This window comes from Rhizobium sp. 268, from assembly GCF_036571585.1.
In the GTDB taxonomy this organism is placed as follows: Bacteria; Pseudomonadota; Alphaproteobacteria; order Rhizobiales; family Rhizobiaceae; genus Rhizobium; species Rhizobium redzepovicii.
Genome location: NZ_JAPPSO010000009.1, coordinates 288,976 through 305,384, shown reverse-complemented (window position 1 = coordinate 305,384; position 16,409 = coordinate 288,976). Strand labels below are relative to the sequence as shown.

At 61.1% G+C, this 16,409-nt stretch carries 17 protein-coding genes; 11 read left to right on the top strand and 6 right to left on the bottom strand.

All coding sequences use genetic code 11. The features are described 5' to 3' along the window. Positions 1 to 19: 19 nt before the first annotated feature. The 3 genes from OS035_RS19755 to OS035_RS19745 all read right to left on the bottom strand — a co-directional run bounded on the left by OS035_RS19755 (position 20) and on the right by OS035_RS19745 (position 3,182). Complete coding sequence (locus OS035_RS19755) at positions 20 to 868, bottom strand: carbohydrate ABC transporter permease (protein ID WP_097625428.1); 849 nt, start codon at positions 866 to 868, stop codon at positions 20 to 22. Next, on the bottom strand, positions 861 to 1,799 hold the full coding sequence (locus OS035_RS19750; RefSeq protein WP_097625471.1) for a carbohydrate ABC transporter permease: 939 nt from the start codon (positions 1,797 to 1,799) through the stop codon (positions 861 to 863). Before OS035_RS19750 ends, OS035_RS19755 begins: the two co-directional genes overlap by 8 nt. A 78-nt stretch (positions 1,800 to 1,877) precedes the next feature. After that, entirely contained in the window at positions 1,878 to 3,182 is a 1,305-nt protein-coding gene (locus OS035_RS19745) for an extracellular solute-binding protein (RefSeq protein ID WP_331813988.1), read from the bottom strand. 199 nt (positions 3,183 to 3,381) lie between these two features. Here OS035_RS19745 and OS035_RS19740 point away from each other — a divergent pair, with 199 nt between their 5' ends. The 3 genes from OS035_RS19740 to OS035_RS19730 are packed head-to-tail and all read left to right on the top strand — an operon-like array spanning position 3,382 to position 6,375. Next, on the top strand, positions 3,382 to 4,581 hold the full coding sequence (locus OS035_RS19740) for an ROK family transcriptional regulator (protein WP_097625426.1): 1,200 nt from the start codon (positions 3,382 to 3,384) through the stop codon (positions 4,579 to 4,581). A 34-nt stretch (positions 4,582 to 4,615) separates the two neighbouring features. Further along, a complete protein-coding gene (locus OS035_RS19735; RefSeq protein ID WP_097625425.1) occupies positions 4,616 to 5,716 on the top strand; it encodes a Gfo/Idh/MocA family protein in 1,101 nt (366 codons plus the stop codon). A gap of 17 nt (positions 5,717 to 5,733) precedes the next feature. Further along, positions 5,734 to 6,375 carry a ThuA domain-containing protein gene (locus OS035_RS19730; protein WP_097625424.1) on the top strand — a complete coding sequence of 214 codons (642 nt, stop codon included), beginning with the start codon at positions 5,734 to 5,736 and terminating at the stop codon, positions 6,373 to 6,375. A gap of 188 nt (positions 6,376 to 6,563) precedes the next feature. Here OS035_RS19730 and OS035_RS19725 read toward each other — a convergent pair whose 3' ends face one another. Then, on the bottom strand, positions 6,564 to 7,043 hold the full coding sequence (locus OS035_RS19725) for a DUF2938 domain-containing protein (protein WP_097625423.1): 480 nt from the start codon (positions 7,041 to 7,043) through the stop codon (positions 6,564 to 6,566). A gap of 240 nt (positions 7,044 to 7,283) precedes the next feature. Between OS035_RS19725 and OS035_RS19720 the strand changes: the two genes are divergently transcribed. Next, entirely contained in the window at positions 7,284 to 8,081 is a 798-nt protein-coding gene (locus tag OS035_RS19720) for a creatininase family protein (RefSeq protein WP_097625422.1), read from the top strand. A 128-nt stretch (positions 8,082 to 8,209) separates the two neighbouring features. On the opposite strand, the gene OS035_RS19715 is transcribed toward OS035_RS19720, so the two are convergent. Next, a complete protein-coding gene (locus OS035_RS19715; protein WP_097625421.1) occupies positions 8,210 to 9,160 on the bottom strand; it encodes a LysR family transcriptional regulator in 951 nt (316 codons plus the stop codon). A gap of 181 nt (positions 9,161 to 9,341) precedes the next feature. Between OS035_RS19715 and OS035_RS19710 the strand changes: the two genes are divergently transcribed. From OS035_RS19710 to OS035_RS19680, 7 genes are all read left to right on the top strand, one after another. Continuing rightward, the gene (locus OS035_RS19710; RefSeq protein ID WP_097625420.1) at positions 9,342 to 10,358 is read left to right on the top strand and encodes an ABC transporter substrate-binding protein; all 1,017 of its coding nucleotides are present in this window, start codon (positions 9,342 to 9,344) and stop codon (positions 10,356 to 10,358) included. A 72-nt stretch (positions 10,359 to 10,430) separates the two neighbouring features. Further along, the gene (locus OS035_RS19705; RefSeq protein WP_097625419.1) at positions 10,431 to 11,255 is read left to right on the top strand and encodes an ABC transporter ATP-binding protein; all 825 of its coding nucleotides are present in this window, start codon (positions 10,431 to 10,433) and stop codon (positions 11,253 to 11,255) included. Then, on the top strand, positions 11,255 to 12,106 hold the full coding sequence (locus tag OS035_RS19700; RefSeq protein ID WP_097625418.1) for an ABC transporter permease: 852 nt from the start codon (positions 11,255 to 11,257) through the stop codon (positions 12,104 to 12,106). The genes OS035_RS19705 and OS035_RS19700 overlap by 1 nt, the downstream gene beginning before the upstream one ends. Next, on the top strand, positions 12,106 to 13,419 hold the full coding sequence (locus tag OS035_RS19695) for a cytosine deaminase (protein WP_183777712.1): 1,314 nt from the start codon (positions 12,106 to 12,108) through the stop codon (positions 13,417 to 13,419). The genes OS035_RS19700 and OS035_RS19695 overlap by 1 nt, the downstream gene beginning before the upstream one ends. Position 13,420: 1 nt before the next feature. Further along, positions 13,421 to 14,827, top strand: a complete 1,407-nt coding sequence (locus OS035_RS19690) for an FAD-binding oxidoreductase (RefSeq protein WP_097625416.1) — start codon at positions 13,421 to 13,423, stop codon at positions 14,825 to 14,827. Next, on the top strand, positions 14,827 to 15,408 hold the full coding sequence (locus OS035_RS19685) for an NAD(P)H-dependent oxidoreductase (protein ID WP_097625415.1): 582 nt from the start codon (positions 14,827 to 14,829) through the stop codon (positions 15,406 to 15,408). Before OS035_RS19690 ends, OS035_RS19685 begins: the two co-directional genes overlap by 1 nt. A gap of 37 nt (positions 15,409 to 15,445) precedes the next feature. After that, positions 15,446 to 15,838, top strand: coding sequence for a RidA family protein (locus OS035_RS19680; RefSeq protein ID WP_097625414.1), 393 nt, complete (start codon positions 15,446 to 15,448; stop codon positions 15,836 to 15,838). Between the two features lie 37 nt (positions 15,839 to 15,875). Here the strand turns inward: OS035_RS19680 and OS035_RS19675 are convergent, their stop codons facing one another. Further along, positions 15,876 to 16,388: a MarR family winged helix-turn-helix transcriptional regulator gene (locus tag OS035_RS19675; RefSeq protein WP_097625413.1), complete on the bottom strand. Its 513-nt coding sequence runs from the start codon at positions 16,386 to 16,388 to the stop codon at positions 15,876 to 15,878. Between the last annotated feature and the right edge of the window lie 21 nt (positions 16,389 to 16,409).

Here is a 16,409-nt window from a genome sequence, read left to right as displayed (position 1 = left end):
GCAACTCCAATAGTTCGGCTCAGGACTTGACGGCGCCGGCGGTCAATCCGGCGATGATGTGCCTCTGGGCGACGAAGAAAACGATGATTGTCGGCAGGATGGTCAGGGTGATGAAGGCCAGCACCAATTGCCATTCCGTGCCGTATTCGCCGCGATAGACCATGATGCCGAGCGGCCAGGGATATTTCGATTCCGAGTTCAGCATGATCAGCGGCAGGATGTAGCTGTTCCAACTGCCGACGAAGGAGATGATGCTGACGGTCGCGACGATCGGCCGGGAGAGCGGCAGCGAGATATGCCAGAAGAAACGGAGATAGCCGCAGCCATCGACGAAGGCCGCCTGAAACAATTCTTCCGGAAGGTTGCGGAAATAGTTCCGGAACAACAGGATGCTCATGCCGAGGCCGAAGGCGACCTGCGGCAGCACCACACCCCAATAGGTATTCAGCAAGCCGAGATCGCGGATGCGGATGAACAGCGGCAGGATCGCGGTCGCTGCCGGAAACATCAGGCCGAGCAGGAAATAATTGAGCAGGAAGGACGAACCGAAGAAGCGCACATGGGCAAAGGCGAAGGCCGCCATCGACGAGACGATCAGCGTCAGCAGCACGGTGAGCGCTGCAATGATCAGCGAATTGCCGATCTGCAGCCAGTAGCGCTCGCCGAACAGAATGTCGGTATAATTCGCCCACTGCCATTCCGTCGGCAGGCCGAAGGGATTGGTGCGCAGGTCGCCCAGCGTCTTGAAGCCGCCAAGCGCCGTCGTCAGCAGCGGGATCAGCACGATGGCGGCAATCAGGGTCAGCGACACGTAGAGGTAGATGCGGGTCGATGCGCGCATGCGGATGGAAGAGCTCGTATCAGTCATGGCGCATGAAGATCCTTTTGTAACCGAAGGCGAGCGTTACGCAGATGATGAAGAGCACGACGCCGACGGCGCTGCCGAGACCCACCTGCATGCGCATGACGCCATAGGTGTATAGAAAGGTGACCATTGTCTGGGTGGAGTTGGACGGGCCGCCGCCGGTCAGCGGCATGATCATGTCGAAAAGCTGCAGCGAACCGACGACGGCGAAGAAGATGGACAGGCGCAGGGTCGAACCGAGCAGCGGCAGCGTGACATAGCGGAATTTTTGCCAGCCGGTGGCGCCATCGATTTCGGCCGCCTCAAGCACGCTCTTGTCGACCGATTGCAGCCCTGCGATAAACAGCATCATGTGAAAGCCGAAATATTTCCAGACGATGACACCGAGCACGGCATAGATCGCCAGGTCCTTGTCGGCGAGCACATAAGGATTGGCGAAGCCGAAGAAGTTGGAAATGGCGGCAAACAGGCCGTAATCGCCATCATAGACGAAGCGCCAGATCAGGCCGGCGGCAACGTCCGCCAACACATAGGGCAGGAAGAAGATCAGCCGATAGCCGACGACGCCCGGAATGCGGTGGGCGAGCATGGTCGCAAGCCAGATGGCGAGCGGCACCTGGATGCAGATCGAGATGACGATGATCAGGCCGTTATTGACCAGCGCCTGGGTGAAGGCCGCATTGCGGAACAGGACCTGGAAATTGCGGAGTGCGATGAACTCGGTCGGCGTGCCGTAGCCGTTCCATTTGTAGAGGCTGTACCAGGCCGCCTCGCCCATCGGCATGATGACAAAGAGCGTGAAGAGCAGCAGCGCCGGCGGCAGAAACAGCAAGAGCACCGCCAGCCGGTCATGGGCGACCGAACTTCTGCTGTTTGCGGCTCTTCGTGCCGGCCTTGCGGCAGTCGTTATCGAGGGAACTGAAATATTGGCCATGGTCCTGCTTTCGTTCGTCGGCAGCAATGCCGGCGCTCCACTGGATCTGGAGCGCCGGGAAGGCTCTGCGGGCGCCGGTTATTGTTCCAGCTCGAAAGCGTCCTGGATCATCTGGGCGCCGTCCTTGGAATTCATCTGGCCGGAGACGATTTCCACCGAGACGTCGTTGACGACACGGCCGACGGCCGCACCGAGATCCTGATCGAAGAAGTTCTGATGCCAGGTCGAACCGGCAAGCTGTTTGGCCGATTCGGCCAGCAGCGGATTGACGACGCCGTCATCGGCGCCGACGGCAACGGGAAGCAACATGCCGGCCTTGGCCATCGCCCGTTCATTCTCCGCGCTCGTCAGGAAAGCGAGGAAATCGATCGCTTCCTTGGAGGCCTTCTTGGTGACGGCCCAGCCGTTCAGGCCGCCGAGCGTATCGGTCGGCTTGCCGGCGCCGCCCTCGACCGTCGGGAAGACGAAACGGCCGATATTGTCCGGTGCCAGCCCCTTGCCGTCGCCGGCATTCTTGCGCTGGTTGGCCTCGGTGGCCTCAAAGCCGAGGATCATCGCCGCCTTGCCGTCACCGAAAACGCCGAGCGTCTGCGGCCAGGTGGCGCCGAGATAACCGGGCTGGAAAGGCTTGAGCTTGCCGAGTTCGGCAAGGTCGTCACCGGCCTTGATGATGGCGGGGTCGAGGAAGCCTTCGCCCTCGCCGTTCTTGGCGGCGTCGAAGACCTTCTGGCCGCCTTCGCGCATGACGAGATAGCTCCAGTAGAAATGGATCGGCCATTTCTCGCCGCCGCCGCCGGCAATCGGCACGATGCCGGCCGCCTTGATCTTCTTCACCGCAGCGAGGAAATCAGCCCAGGTCTTGATGTCTTCGGCCTTGACGCCAGCCTTGGCAAACAGCGCCTTGTTGTAGAAAAAGCTGACCAGACCGACCTTGTAGGGAATAGCCCAGGTCTTGCCCTCAAAGCTCAGGCCGTCGACCGAGGCCGGCGTGTAGGCCTTGCGCAGCTTGCCGCCATCGGCATCGAGCGCTGCCGTCACATCCTGCAGCGCGCCGGTCTCGGACTGCTGCTTCAACACGCCGCCGCCCCAGCTGAAAAAGAAATCCGGCACGTCGTCGGATTGCAGCAGCGTGGGAAGCTTGGCCTTGAAGGCCTCGTTTTCGAGGAACTGCATCTGGATGTCGACGTCCGGATGCTGGGCTTCGTATTTCTTGACGATGTCTTCCCAGGCCGCGACGTTCTTCGGGTCGAGCTCGAGATGCAACCATTTGACCACCGTCGTCGCGGAGGCAGCACCCGCACCCGCCAGCAACATGCCGGCTGCCGCGGCCATGGATACGATGCGCCTGCCGCCGAAAGCGGCGTTCTTCAGCATAAAATTCATGATTTTCCTCCCAGGGGACCTATCCTCACAATTTTTCCCCAATGCGGATTAATTCACCGGAGCTTTTGCCGGATGTCAACCCAATTGCCGCTATTTTTACCAAATGTGCTTGACAGGTCCGTGGGATTGCCTGCTATTTATTTCGTAACCCGTTAAAAATATTGGCTTCCGCCCAACGAACGATGCCGGCTAGTTTTTCATGAAGACCGCAGATCCAGAATTGATGCGCGCGATCAATCGCTTGAACGTGCTCGACACCATCCGGCGCCATGGTCCGATCTCGCGCATCGAGATCAGCGAACGCACCGAACTCTCGACCACCACGGTTTCCGCCATTACCGCCTCGCTGCTCGACGACGGGCTGATCCTGCCGCGCCACGAAGGCGATATCCGCAACGAGGCGGTGCGCGGCAGGCCGCGTGTGGCGCTGGAGCTCAATCCCGACGCCGCCCGCGTCGTCGGTGGCAAGATCGCCGCCAACCGGATGGTCTTCGTCGTCACCAATTTCCGCGGCGACGTGCTGTCGAAACTCGCTTTGCCGATCCGCCTCGACCGGCAGCCGATCGGCGTCATCGCCGATCTGGTCGAGGACGGCGTGCGGCGCTGCGTCGTCGATGCCGGGCTGTCGCTCGAAGATGTCGACAGCGTCTGCCTCGGCTTTCCCGGCGTCATCGAGCACCGCACCGGCTACATCAGAAGCAGCCCGATCTTCCGGGACACCAATGTCGATTTCGCCGCCGAGATGTCGACGCGGCTGTCGACGCCGACCATCGTCGAAAGTGACGCGCATGCCATCACGCTTGGCCATCACTGGTTCGGCAAAGCGCGCGATCTCGAGGATATGGTATTGATTTCATTGGAGCAGACGCTGGGCCTCGGTGTGCTGCACGGCAACAGCCTGTTCCGCGGCGCCGGCGGTCTCAGCCACAATCTCGGCGACCTCGTGCTCGGCATGGGGCCGAATGGCGTGGTGCGGCTGTTCAGCCAGGCCGGCGAAAGCGCCATCCTCGGCGAACAGCAGGCCGACGGGCGTTTTGCCGAAGCGATCCGGCTCGGGCGCGGCATGACTCATGCCCAGGCCCTGATCAAGGCCGATGACGACCGGCTGATCGGCGCCGCCATCCGCGCCGGCGAAGCGGTGGGATTGACCATCGCCAATATCGTTACGCTGTTTGCGCCGCCGCGCGTCATCCTTGTCGGGTCGAGCCTGGCGCTCGGCGAACCCTTTTTGAACAGCCTGCGCGATGCCTATGCGCTTGCCATTCCGCCCTCACTGAAGGGCGTGAGCGAACTCGTCTTCGACGATTCGAGCGATGATTTCTGGGCTCAGGGTGCCGCTGCGGTGGCGCTCTACGAACTCTACGAATCGCCCTGGAGCACCACCGGGCCGGCACTCTGACGGGTGTCACAATCACGATCAGATGGAGGAATTCATGGAAAGAGTCGGTATCGGCATCATCGGATGCGGCAATATTTCGGGCGCCTATCTCAAAGCGATGGCGTCCTTTCCCATTCTCGACATCCGCGGCGTCGCCGATCTCAACCGGGAACTGGCGGAAGCCAAGGCGCGTGAATTCAATGTTCCCGCCAGAACGGTCGAGGAGCTTTTCGCCGACCCCAAGGTCGAAATCATCGTCAATCTGACGATCCCCAAAGCCCATGTTGCCGTGGCATTGCAGGCGCTCGAGGCCGGCAAACATACCTATTCGGAAAAGCCGCTGGGGATTAATTTCGCGGAAGGGAAAAAATTGGCGGAGGCCGCCAAGGCCAGGAATCTGCGCATCGGCGCAGCCCCCGACACCTTCCTCGGCGGCGGTCATCAGACGGCGCGCGCGCTGATCGACCAGGGCGTCATCGGCCAGCCGGTCGGCGGCTCGGCGAGCTTCATGTGCCCGGGCCATGAGCGCTGGCATCCGAACCCGGCCTTCTATTACGAATTGGGCGGCGGGCCGATGCTCGACATGGGTCCCTATTACATCACCGACCTCGTCAATCTTCTCGGGCCGGTCGCTCAAGTGGCGGGCTTTGCGACGACGCCGCGGCCCGAACGGCTGATATCAAGCGAGCCGCGCAACGGCGAGCGCATTCCCGTGCACGTGCCGACCCATGTCACCGGCATGATGGCTTTTGCAGGCGGTGCCGTCGTCCAGATCGCCATGAGCTTCGACGTCGCCGGCCACAAGCATGTGCCGCTCGAGGTCTACGGCACCGAGGGCACGCTTATTGTGCCCGATCCCAACAGATTTGAAGGCCCTGTCGAATATCTGCGCAAGGGCGGCCAATTCGAGGATCAGCCCCTCACATCTCCCTATGCCGATGGCAATTACCGCTCGCTCGGCGTCGCCGACATGGCGCATGCGATCCGCTCCAACCGGCCGCATCGCGCCAATGGCGATCTGGCGCTGCATGTGCTGGAGGTCATGGAAGCGTTCCACACTGCGTCTGAGACCGGCCGGACGGTGGCGATCTCAACGGCGGTGGAGCGCCCTGCCCCCATATCGCAATCCATCGTCGACGGACGGCTGGCGAAATAATTTCAGGAGGAATGACTATGCGTGAAGCACTGATCGTCTGGGGCGGCTGGAGCGGCCACGAGCCGCAGGAATGCGCCGAAATCATCAAGGGGATGCTCGAGGAGGACGGCTTCAAGGTCTATCTCGAACACGGCACCGAGGCCCTTGCCGACCCTTCCGTTCATGATCTCAGCCTGGTCGTGCCGATCATGACGATGTCGAAGATCGAGAAGGAGGAGGTCAAGAACCTCGCCGCCGCGGTCGAAAGCGGCGTCGGCATCGCCGGTTATCACGGCGGCGCAGGCGATGCCTTCCGCGACTCCGTCGACTACCAGTTCATCATCGGCGGCCAGTGGGTGGCCCATCCCGGCAATATCATCGACTATACCGTCAACATCACCCGGCCGGACGATCCGCTGATGGAGGGGATTGCCGATTTCCCCTATACGTCGGAGCAATATTACATGCATGTCGACCCCTCGAACGAGGTGCTGGCGACGACGAAATTCACCGGCGAGCACGCCTACTGGATCGACGGCGTCGTCATGCCGGTCGTCTGGAAGCGCAAATACGGCAAGGGCCGGGTTTTCTATTCCTCGCTCGGCCATCAGGCCAAGGAGTTCGACGTGCCGGAGATGAAGACGATTTTCCGCCGCGGCGCCAATTGGGCAGCGCGATAGTTGTTCGGTTCGCGGGGAACAAAGACCCCTCCCCACAAGGGGGAGGGACTCAGATGCCGCACCGCTTCACATAAACTCTATCGTATCAATCCGTCGAACGGCACCAGCCAATACGACCTCTGCTTTCGGTCGCCGCCGGACACCACAGCTTAGCCCCTCCCCCTTGTGGGGAGGGGTTTTTGGCAATCTCAACGCAGGATCAACGCCGTCCCATAAAGCCCCAGCGCAAACACCGTATGCGCCAGCAGATTGAAGCACCGCACCTTATTCGGGGTCGGATGTTTGGAAGCGGCCCAGCCGATGCCGAGGCCCGGCTGCAGCAGGAACCACCCTGCCCCGACGGTGATGATGCCGAATATCCAGGCGGGGAGAAATGTCGGGACGGCCAACCAGCCCTGCCCCATGATGAGCGCGAAGATAACGCCGTAGAGAATGCCGACGGCGTAGTGGCTGATCCAGCCGAGCGCCAGTTCATTGGCATAGGGCTCGGCATCGGCGATGCTGTCGTGAAAGACCTTGCCGCGGCGGAGATGCCAGAACCAGCGGCCGACCGGCGCCCAATTGGGCGCCGTCTGGCCGAAGACCTTGGTGAGCACGATCGCCCAGAGGTCCATCAGGATGGTTGCGCCGGCGCCGATCGCCAAGCCGCGCCACAGAATATCGAACATTGGGAATCACCGGAGAGCGTTAAATTGCAGAGACGCCAGCAAACCATTGCAGGCGCGTCGGCGCAATGGCTCCAGTGAATTCCTCGCGCATCCGGGGATTATATGACAGTGCCCCGCCCTCTGGGCGATGGCCGATGCTGCATCATCCGCAAAAAGGCATCGGTGCGGGCGCAAATTGATGCTTTTCGCGTGCAGCGATATTTCCTACTCACTGTCGAAACGGCAATGAGAGGCGCGGCGATGGCAATGCCATTTTACTGGAACGAACTGAATAGCTCCGATTTCGCCGGACTTTCGCCCGACACGACCATTGCCATCCTGCCGATCGCCTCGACCGAACAGCACGGTCCGCACCTGCCGATCGCGACCGATGTGGCGATCGCCAACGGCATGCTGGCCGAACTGCGGAAACAGAAGCCCGACGACCTCGATTTTCTGGTCCTGCCGACGCAGGAGATCGGCAAGGCGAACGAACATATCTATGGGCCGGGAACGCTGTCGCTCGATGCTGAGCTGCTCATTCCCGTCTGGACGGCGATCGGCGCCAAGGTTGCCGAAGCCGGCATTCGCAAGATGGTCATCGTCAATTCGCATGGCGGCAATGTCGACATCATGAGCATCGTCGCGCGCGAGTTGCGCGTCCGCTGTCAGATGGCCGTCGTCTCAACGCAATGGGGCCGCTTCGGTCATCCCGAAGGCATGATCGGCGAAGACGAGTTGAAATACGGCATCCATGGGGGCGAGGTCGAGACCTCGCTGATGCTCTATTTCCGCCCCGATCTGGTGCGGATGGACAGGGCGCAGAATTTCACCTCCAAGGCCGAATGGATGCGCGGACAATCGAGATATATCCAGCCGCTGCCGCCGCATTCGCTTGCCTGGATCGCCCACGACCTCAATCCGCACGGCGTCGTCGGCGACGCCTCGCGCGGAACGGTGGAGAAAGGCGAAGCGATCTGCCGCCATCAGGTCAAGGGCTTCATCGAGTTGCTGTCCGACCTGAAGCGCTATCCGCTTTCCAGCCTCTATTCACAATAACGCCGGCGAAAGCGACCAAGAGCATTAGGCCGAAAAGTGTGTGCGGTTTTCGGACGACATCATGCTCTAACCCTTTAATTTAGAACAGGATTCATATTTAGGTCGACCCCTAGAATATGAATCCTGTTCTAAGGTGCGACAGGCTTTTCCATCACGATATGACCTTTGGCCTGCAGTTCCTGCACGAGGCCGGCAAGTTCGGCGAGCAGGTATTCGACGAACAAGCTGGTGGCTGAATCGAGCGGCGCGCGGGCGCGGGCAAAAAGCTTCATCGGCTGCTGGCGCGCATGCGGTTCGGCGATCGCCCGGAAAACGAGCTCGCCCTGCCTGCATTCGGTGATGACGTCGAGCGGATTTAGTATCGTCAGCCCCGCCCCCGATTTGACCAGCTTCTTCAACATCTCCGACGCATTGGTCTCAAGCACCGGCTCGACATGCACGTCGAGGCGCGCCAAGGCCAGATTGATCACATCACGCAGGCTGGTGCCCTGCTGGGCCAGCACCAGGCGCTCCTGGACGATATCCGCCAGATTGATCGGGCCTGAACCGATCAGGTGATGGCCGGGCGGCAGCACCACGCCGATCGGGATATCGAAACTGCCAAGCGTTCGGATGCCCGGTGTCGCCGGAATGTTGAAGCCGAGGCCGATATCCACCTCGCCCGACAGCACCGGAGTGACCGTCATCGTGCCCGCGTCATTGCGCAGCTGCATGAAGACGCGCGGATGCTCCGACTGGAACCGAGCGATGATGTCAGGCAGAGGGCCGGCGGCAAGGCCAACCGTGGTAACGATGCGGACCTTGCCGGCCTGCTGCATCTTCAGGCTGCGGATACGCCCTTCCAGCCGCTCGTAATTCTTCAGCACTTCGCGAATATGTTCGATGCAGAGTTCACCGGCCGCCGTCAGCCGCAGGCCGCGCGGCAGCCGCTCAAAGAGCGGCGCGCCCATTTCCTCCTCCAGCGCGAGAATCTGGCGGTTGATCGCCGATGACGCCACATTCAGCCGCGCCGCCGCCTTGCGGATCGAACCGGTGCGGGCGATCTCATTGATGTAGATGAGCTTTCGGGAATGCAGCATGGCAACCTCGTTGCATGAAAATAAAGCAGACGCACAAATTAGGCACAGGCTGCCGTTGAGATGCCAAAAAGGCATCGTTGCGCACGAAATTTGATGCTTTTCAAAGAGCAAAGCAATCGCTCCAATGAAGAAAATCCGACGTCATCACAGGCGTTGCGAACTCAAAAGGGGAACGCTGATCATGCCCAATGCACTGAAGAATACGGTCTTTTCCGCCCTTATGGGTTTTGGTGGCGCGCTCGTCGCTACTGTTGCGGCGCATGCGGCCGACAAGGTCAGCTACGGAACGAACTGGCTGGCGCAGGCCGAGCACGGCGGCTTCTACCAGGCGGTCGCCGACGGCACCTATGCGAAACACGGCCTCGACGTCACGATCGTGCAGGGCGGCCCGAACGCGGCCAACAGCGCGCTGCTGATTTCCGGCAAGATCGATTTCTACATGGGTGGGCCGCAGGGTGAGATCTCGGCTGTCGAACAGGGCATCCCGCTCGTCGATGTCGCGGCGATCTTCCAGAAGGATCCGCAGGTCCTGATCGCCCATCCGGATACGGGTATCGACAAATTCGAGGATCTTGCCAAGCTCAAGACCTTGTTTCTCGGCAAGGACGGTTACCTTACCTATTTCGAATGGATGAAGGCGAACTTCAAGGGCTTCAAGGACGAGCAGTATAAGCCCTACAATTTCAGCCCCGCGCCCTTCCTTGCCGACAAGGAATCCGCCCAGCAGGGCTACCTCACTTCCGAGCCCTACGAGATCCAGAAGCAGGCCGGCTTCGAACCGAAGGTCTTCCTGCTCGCCGACAACGGCTATTCGCCCTATTCGACGATGATCACCACCACACAGACGATGATCGACAGCAAGCCGGATGTCGTCCAGCGCTTCGTCGATGCCTCGATCGAGGGCTGGTACAACTACCTCTACGGCGACAACAGCAAGGCGAATGAGCTGATCAAGAAGGACAATCCTGAAATGACGGATGGCCAGATCGCCTACTCGATCGCCAAGATGAAGGAATACGGCATCATCGAATCCGGCGACAGCCTGGACAAGGGCATCGGCTGCATCACCGACGCGCATTACAAGGCGTTCTTCGACGAGATGGTGGCGATCAAGGTGTTCAAGCCGGAGACCGATTACGGCAAAGCCTTCACGACGAAATTCGTCTGCAAGAGCATCGGAATGGCGATGAAGAAGTAGGCACCTCCGACGTCGGCCGATGGTCCGCCTGTGGTGGCGGACCGCATACTCCCCTGGTGAATGAGACAGGCAATGCCGTTAGCAAAGGCCCAGGCCTTATCCCCGCAAGAGACGCGCAAGCGGCCGCTGGTCGTGATGCAGTCGGTCTCGAAGGTCTTTTCCAGCGGCACTGTCGCCCTTTCCGACATGTCGCTCACCGTCGAAAGCGGCGAGTTCGTCAGCCTGCTCGGCCCTTCGGGCTGCGGCAAGTCGACAGCGCTGCGCATCATCGCCGGCCTTGGTGACGTGACGTCGGGGGCGATTGACTGGCCGAGTTCGCGCATCAATGCCAGGGGCCTGCCGGAGGGCGATATCGGCTTCGTCTTCCAGGAGCCGACGCTGATGCCGTGGAAGAACGTGTTCGACAATGTCCACCTGCCGCTGAGATTGAGGCGGGTTTCGAAGGCGGCAGCGCATGGAGAGATCATGCAGGCGCTGACCACCGTCGGCCTCCAGGATTTCGCCAAAGCCTATCCACGCGAACTTTCCGGCGGCATGAAGATGCGCGTCTCGATCGCCCGCGCGCTGGTCACGAAACCGAAGCTGCTTTTGATGGATGAGCCCTTCGCCGCGCTTGACGAAATCACCCGCCAGAGGCTGAACGACGACGTGCTGCGGCTGTGGAAGACGACAGGCATCACCGTCATCTTCGTCACCCATTCGGTCTATGAATCCGCCTATCTTTCGAACCGCATCGTGGTGATGAAGGCAAGGCCCGGCCGTGTGCATGCCGATGTTCCGCTGACCACCAGCCTGGAACGCGACGAGCATTACCGCACCTCGGAAGAATACCGGAAGGCCTGTGAGACGGTCTCCCTTTCGCTGATCGGGGCAATCAACGCGGCGGGAGAGCATTGATGCATGACGAAACGGATACGCCGCCGCGGCTCCTTCATCTTTCCGTAAATGCAGCAGGCGCAAGACGCCGCGATCTCGCGCTGCGCATCGCCATCCCCTTCCTCGTTATCGGCCTGCTGGTCCTGATCTGGTATGCTTATGTGAAGCTCTCAGGCGTGCCGCCCTATATCCTGCCGGGTCCGGCCGCCGTCGCAAACGCCTTCGTAACGGACTGGGATACGCTTGCCCCTGCCCTCTGGGTCACCACCAAGATCACCTTGCTGTCGCTGATGCTGGCCCTTGTCGGCGGCGTCGGCTTTGCGATCTTCCTGGTGCAGTCGCGCTGGATCGAGCTTGCCTTCTATCCGCTTGCCGTCATCCTGCAGGTGACGCCGGTCGTGGCGATCTCGCCGCTGATCCTGATTTATGCACCGTCGACCCAGGTGGCGCTGCTAATCTGCGCCTTCCTCGTCGCCTTCTTCCCGATCCTTTCGAATATGGTCCAGGGGTTGAAGAGCGTCGACCACAATCTCATCAATCTCTTCGAGCTTTACGGCGCCTCGCGCTGGCAGACGCTGCTCTTCCTCAAACTGCCCGCCGCCCAGCCCTATTTCATGACGGGCCTCAGGATCGGCGGCGGCCTGGCGCTGATTGCCGCCGTCGTCGCAGAATTCGCGGCCGGCTCGGCGGGCGCCGGCTCCGGCCTTGCCTTCCGGCTGCTCGAAGCACAGTACCGGCTCAACATTCCGCGCCTCTTCGCCGCGCTGCTGATGCTCTCCCTGCTTGGCGTGGCGATCTTCGCCGTCACCTCGTTCATTTCCTGGCTCGCCCTGCATCGTTGGCATGAGAGCAGCCTGAAACGGGAAAACTGATGACCCATTCCTTCATTTCGCCGCCCAATGCCGGCCGCTTCGTGCTGAGCAATGCGACGCTGCCTGCCGTCGCCATCGAGGGATTTGACGCGCCGGCGATCGAGGGGCTGGTCAAGGCGGATATCGTCATCGCCGATGGCGTCATCTCCGCGCTGCTGCCGGCGGGTGCAGCCCCGGTGGAATTGCCACGATCCGATCTGAAGGACGGCATGGTCTGGCCCTGCTTCACCGACATGCACACCCATCTCGACAAGGGGCATATCTGGCCGCGCAACGCCAATCCCGACGGCACCTTCACTGGCGCCCTGGACGCGGTGCGAGCGGACCGGGAGGCGTACTGGTCGGCAGCGGATGTCGGCAAGCGCATGGAATTCTCGCTGCGCTCGGCCTATGCGCACGGCACCAGCCTGATCCGCACGCATCTCGATTCGCTGGCGCCGCAGCACCGCATTTCCTTCGAGGTTTTTGCCGAGATGCGCGAGGCCTGGAAAGACAGGGTCGCGCTGCAGGCGGTGGCGCTCTTCCCGATGGAGAATATGGTGGACGCGGCTTATTTCGCTGACCTGGTTGCCGTCGTGCGCGAAAAAGGCGGGCTGATCGGCGGCGTTACCCGGATGAATCCCGATCTCGACAGCCAGCTCGATGTGCTTTTCAGGGCTGCCGCCGATAAGGGCCTCGACGTCGATCTTCATGTCGACGAAAGCGACGATCCCGCCGCCGAGACGCTGAAGGCGATCGCGCAAGCCGTGCTGCGCAACCGGTTCGACGGCAAGGTGACGGCAGGCCATTGCTGCTCGCTCGCCAGGCAGGACGAGGAGGCGGCAAAACGCACGGTCGAGCTCGTCGCAAAGGCCGGCCTCTCCATTGTCTCGCTGCCGATGTGCAACCTCTATCTGCAGGACCGATATCCCGGCCGGACCCCTCGCTGGCGCGGCGTGACCCTGTTCAAGGAACTGGCGGCCGCCGGCGTTGCGACAGCGGTGGCCTCCGACAATACCCGCGATCCCTTCTATGCCTATGGCGATCTCGACCCGGTCGAGGTGTTGCGTGAAGCAGTCCGCGTCCTGCATCTCGATCACCCGCTGGACACGGCCGCGCGCGTCGTCACTACCTCGCCTGCGGATATTCTCGGCCGGCCCGACAAGGGGCGCATCGCCGCCGGCGCGCTGGCCGATCTCGTGCTCTTCAGCGCCCGGCGCTGGGGCGAATTTCTCTCCCGTCCACAGTCCGACCGCGTCGTGCTTCGTCGCGGCAAGGTGATCGACCGCAGCCTGCCGGATTACCGTGAACTCGATAACATCGTTGGAGCCTGACATGCCGGATTATCAAACGATCAAAAAGGAACTCGAGGGCATCGCCATCGAGGACAATCCGGCGCTGGTGCGCCAGAAGAGCCGCGATTTTTACTGGTATTCGCCGATCCTGAAAGCGCAGCTCGACAATGTGACGGCCGATCTCGTCGTCACGCCGAAAAACGAGCAAGAGGTCATCCAAACGCTGAAGGTCGCCTTCGCCCATGGCGTGCCGGTGACGCCGCGTGGCGCCGGCACCGGCAATTACGGCCAGGCCATGCCACTTTCCGGCGGGATCGTGCTGAACCTTGCCGCCATGGACAGGATCAAAGAAATCCATCCCGGTCGGGTGGTCTGCGAACCAGGCATCGTCATTGCTCAACTCGACAAGCAGACCAAGGCGCATTCCGGTCAGGAACTGCGTTTCCATCCGTCGACGGCGCAGACGGCAACGGTCGGCGGCTTCGTCGCCGGCGGCTCCGGCGGCGTCGGTTCGATCACCTGGGGCGGACTGCGCGATCTCGGCAATATTCTGCGTCTGCGCGTCGTTACCATGGAGGCCGAGCCGCGCGTGCTCGACCTAACCGGCTGGGATCTGCAGAAGGTCAGCCATGCCTACGGCACCAACGGCATCATCACCGAAATCGAAATGCCGCTCGCCCCTGCCTATGATTGGGTCGACGTGCTTGTCGGCCATGACGACTTCATGGCTTCGGTGCGCTTCTCGGATGCGCTGGCAAAATGCAACGGCATCCTCGTCAAGGAAATCGCCCCGATCGCGGCACCGATCCCGCACGATTATTTCACCCGCCACAGACCCTATATCCGCAAGGGCCAGTCGGTGGTGGTGCTGATGATCGCGCCGCATTCGATGGATGCCTTCCTCGCCTTTTCAGCCGCCCACAAGGGCGAGATCATCTTCCGCTCCGACACGGTCGAAAGCATGAAGGGTATTCCGCATGCCTATGAGCTTGCCTGGAACCACACGACGCTGCGTGCCTTGAAGGTCGATCCCGGCTTCACCTATCTGCAGGTTCAGTATCCGGGCCCGGATCACGTCGCCAAGGTCGCCAAGATGGTCGAGATCTTCGGCGACGAAGTGCCGGGCCATCTCGAATTCATCAGGTTCGACGGTCAGATCCAGTGCTCCGGCCTGCCGTTGGTGCGCTATAGCACGGAGGAACGCCTCGAGGAGATCATCAAGATCCACCAGGATCACGGCTGCCCGATCTTCAATCCGCATCGTTATACGCTTGAAGAAGGCGGCATGAAGCGCACCGACAAGGTACAGCTCGCCTTCAAGCAGGAAACGGACCCGAGAGGGCTGTTGAACCCCGGCAAGATGATCGCCTGGGAAAATCCCGATTTCGATTTCAATGCCGGCAAGAATTATCTCTTCCCGGGGCTCGCGAGCGTCATGGAGGCCTGATGAGAGTTCTGGTTCTTCACTCGCATCCGGTCGAGGAAAGCTACGGCAAGGCGCTCTACAAACAGACGCTGGAGAGCCTGCAAAAGGCCGGTCACGAGGTGGATGCGTGCGATCTCTATGCCGAGAATTTCGATCCCGTGCTCTCCCGACACGACCGGCTCGCCTATCACGATTATCCCGGCAATACCGAGCTGGTGAAACCCTATGTCGAGCGGCTGAAGCAGGCCGAAGCGCTGGTGCTGGTGACGCCGATCTGGAATTTCGGTTTCCCGGCGATCCTGAAGGGCTATTTTGATCGCGTCTGGCTTCCTGGCGTCTCCTTCGAACTGGTCGACGGCAAGGTGGAATCGCGGCTGCGCCACATCAGGAAACTCGCGGCGGTGCTGACATACGGCGCGACGCCGTTTCGCGCCTTCGCCGCCGGCAACCCGCCGAAGAAGATCGTCAAGCGTGTGCTGAGGGCGCAGATCAATCCGCTGCGGCCGGTCACCTTTCTTGCCCATTACGACATGAACAACTGCACGCCGGAAAGCCGGGCCAGTTTTTTGGAGAAGGTGAAGACGGCGATGGAGCGGTTTTAAGAGCCCGCAGCGTCCTCGTTGCACTGAGGAACGGCCTATGAAGAAGATTTTCAATCCCCCGTCCGTCCGCCGTCCGTTCGGAAATTACAATCACGGGCTGCTGGTGCCGCCGGGCGCTTCGCTGCTCGTGACCTCAGGGCAGCTCGGCATCGGTCTCGACGAGAAAGTGCCGGAGGATATCGGCGCTCAGGCAGAACTTTGCTTCGAGGCCATCAAGGCAATTCTCGCCGAAGCGGAAATGAGTTTTGCCGACGTCATCCGCATCTCAGGTTTTGTGACGAAACGTGAGGATTTCCCCGCCTATATGGCCATGCGGGATCGCTATACGCTCGATCCGAAGCCGGCCTCGACGCTGATCATCGTCAGCGGCTTCACCCGCCTAGAATTCCTCGTGGAAGTCGAAGTCACCGCCGCCAAACTGTTTTGCTGAGGCGAGCCCTCGGGACGCACCCAGGGACGCACCCTCGTCACCCGCCCGCTCCCTGGGACTCTGCCACGTTACCGCCGGTATCATCGCCGATATCCTCTGCAAACTTCCGCATCAGCCGCACGAGCTCATTGAAGTCGTGCTCGTCCCAGCGCTCGAAGATGGCGCGGCCGATCCTTTCACGCGCCACGTCGATGCGATCGGTCATCGCCTTGCCTTTCGGGCTGATGACCGCCTCGCGCACGCGGCGATCGGCGGCACTTCCGCGACGCTCGACCAGGCCGAGGCTTTCGAGCTTGGCAACCTGACGGCTGACGGTGGTGTAGTCGCGCCCGGCGCGATCGGCGAGCTCGACCACACCGATCGGGCCGAGGCGTTCCACCGTGACCAGCAGCGGAAACAGCGCACGATCGAGTGATATCCCCGCCTCGCGCACCATCTGCTCGTCACGCTGCGGCCGGTTCATGACGCTGACAATCTCGATCAAAGCCCCATGCAGTTCACGCAGCCTTTCCGACATATGTGTATTATGCACATTATTTCTTGACGGCATATCGATTCTCCTATTATGTGC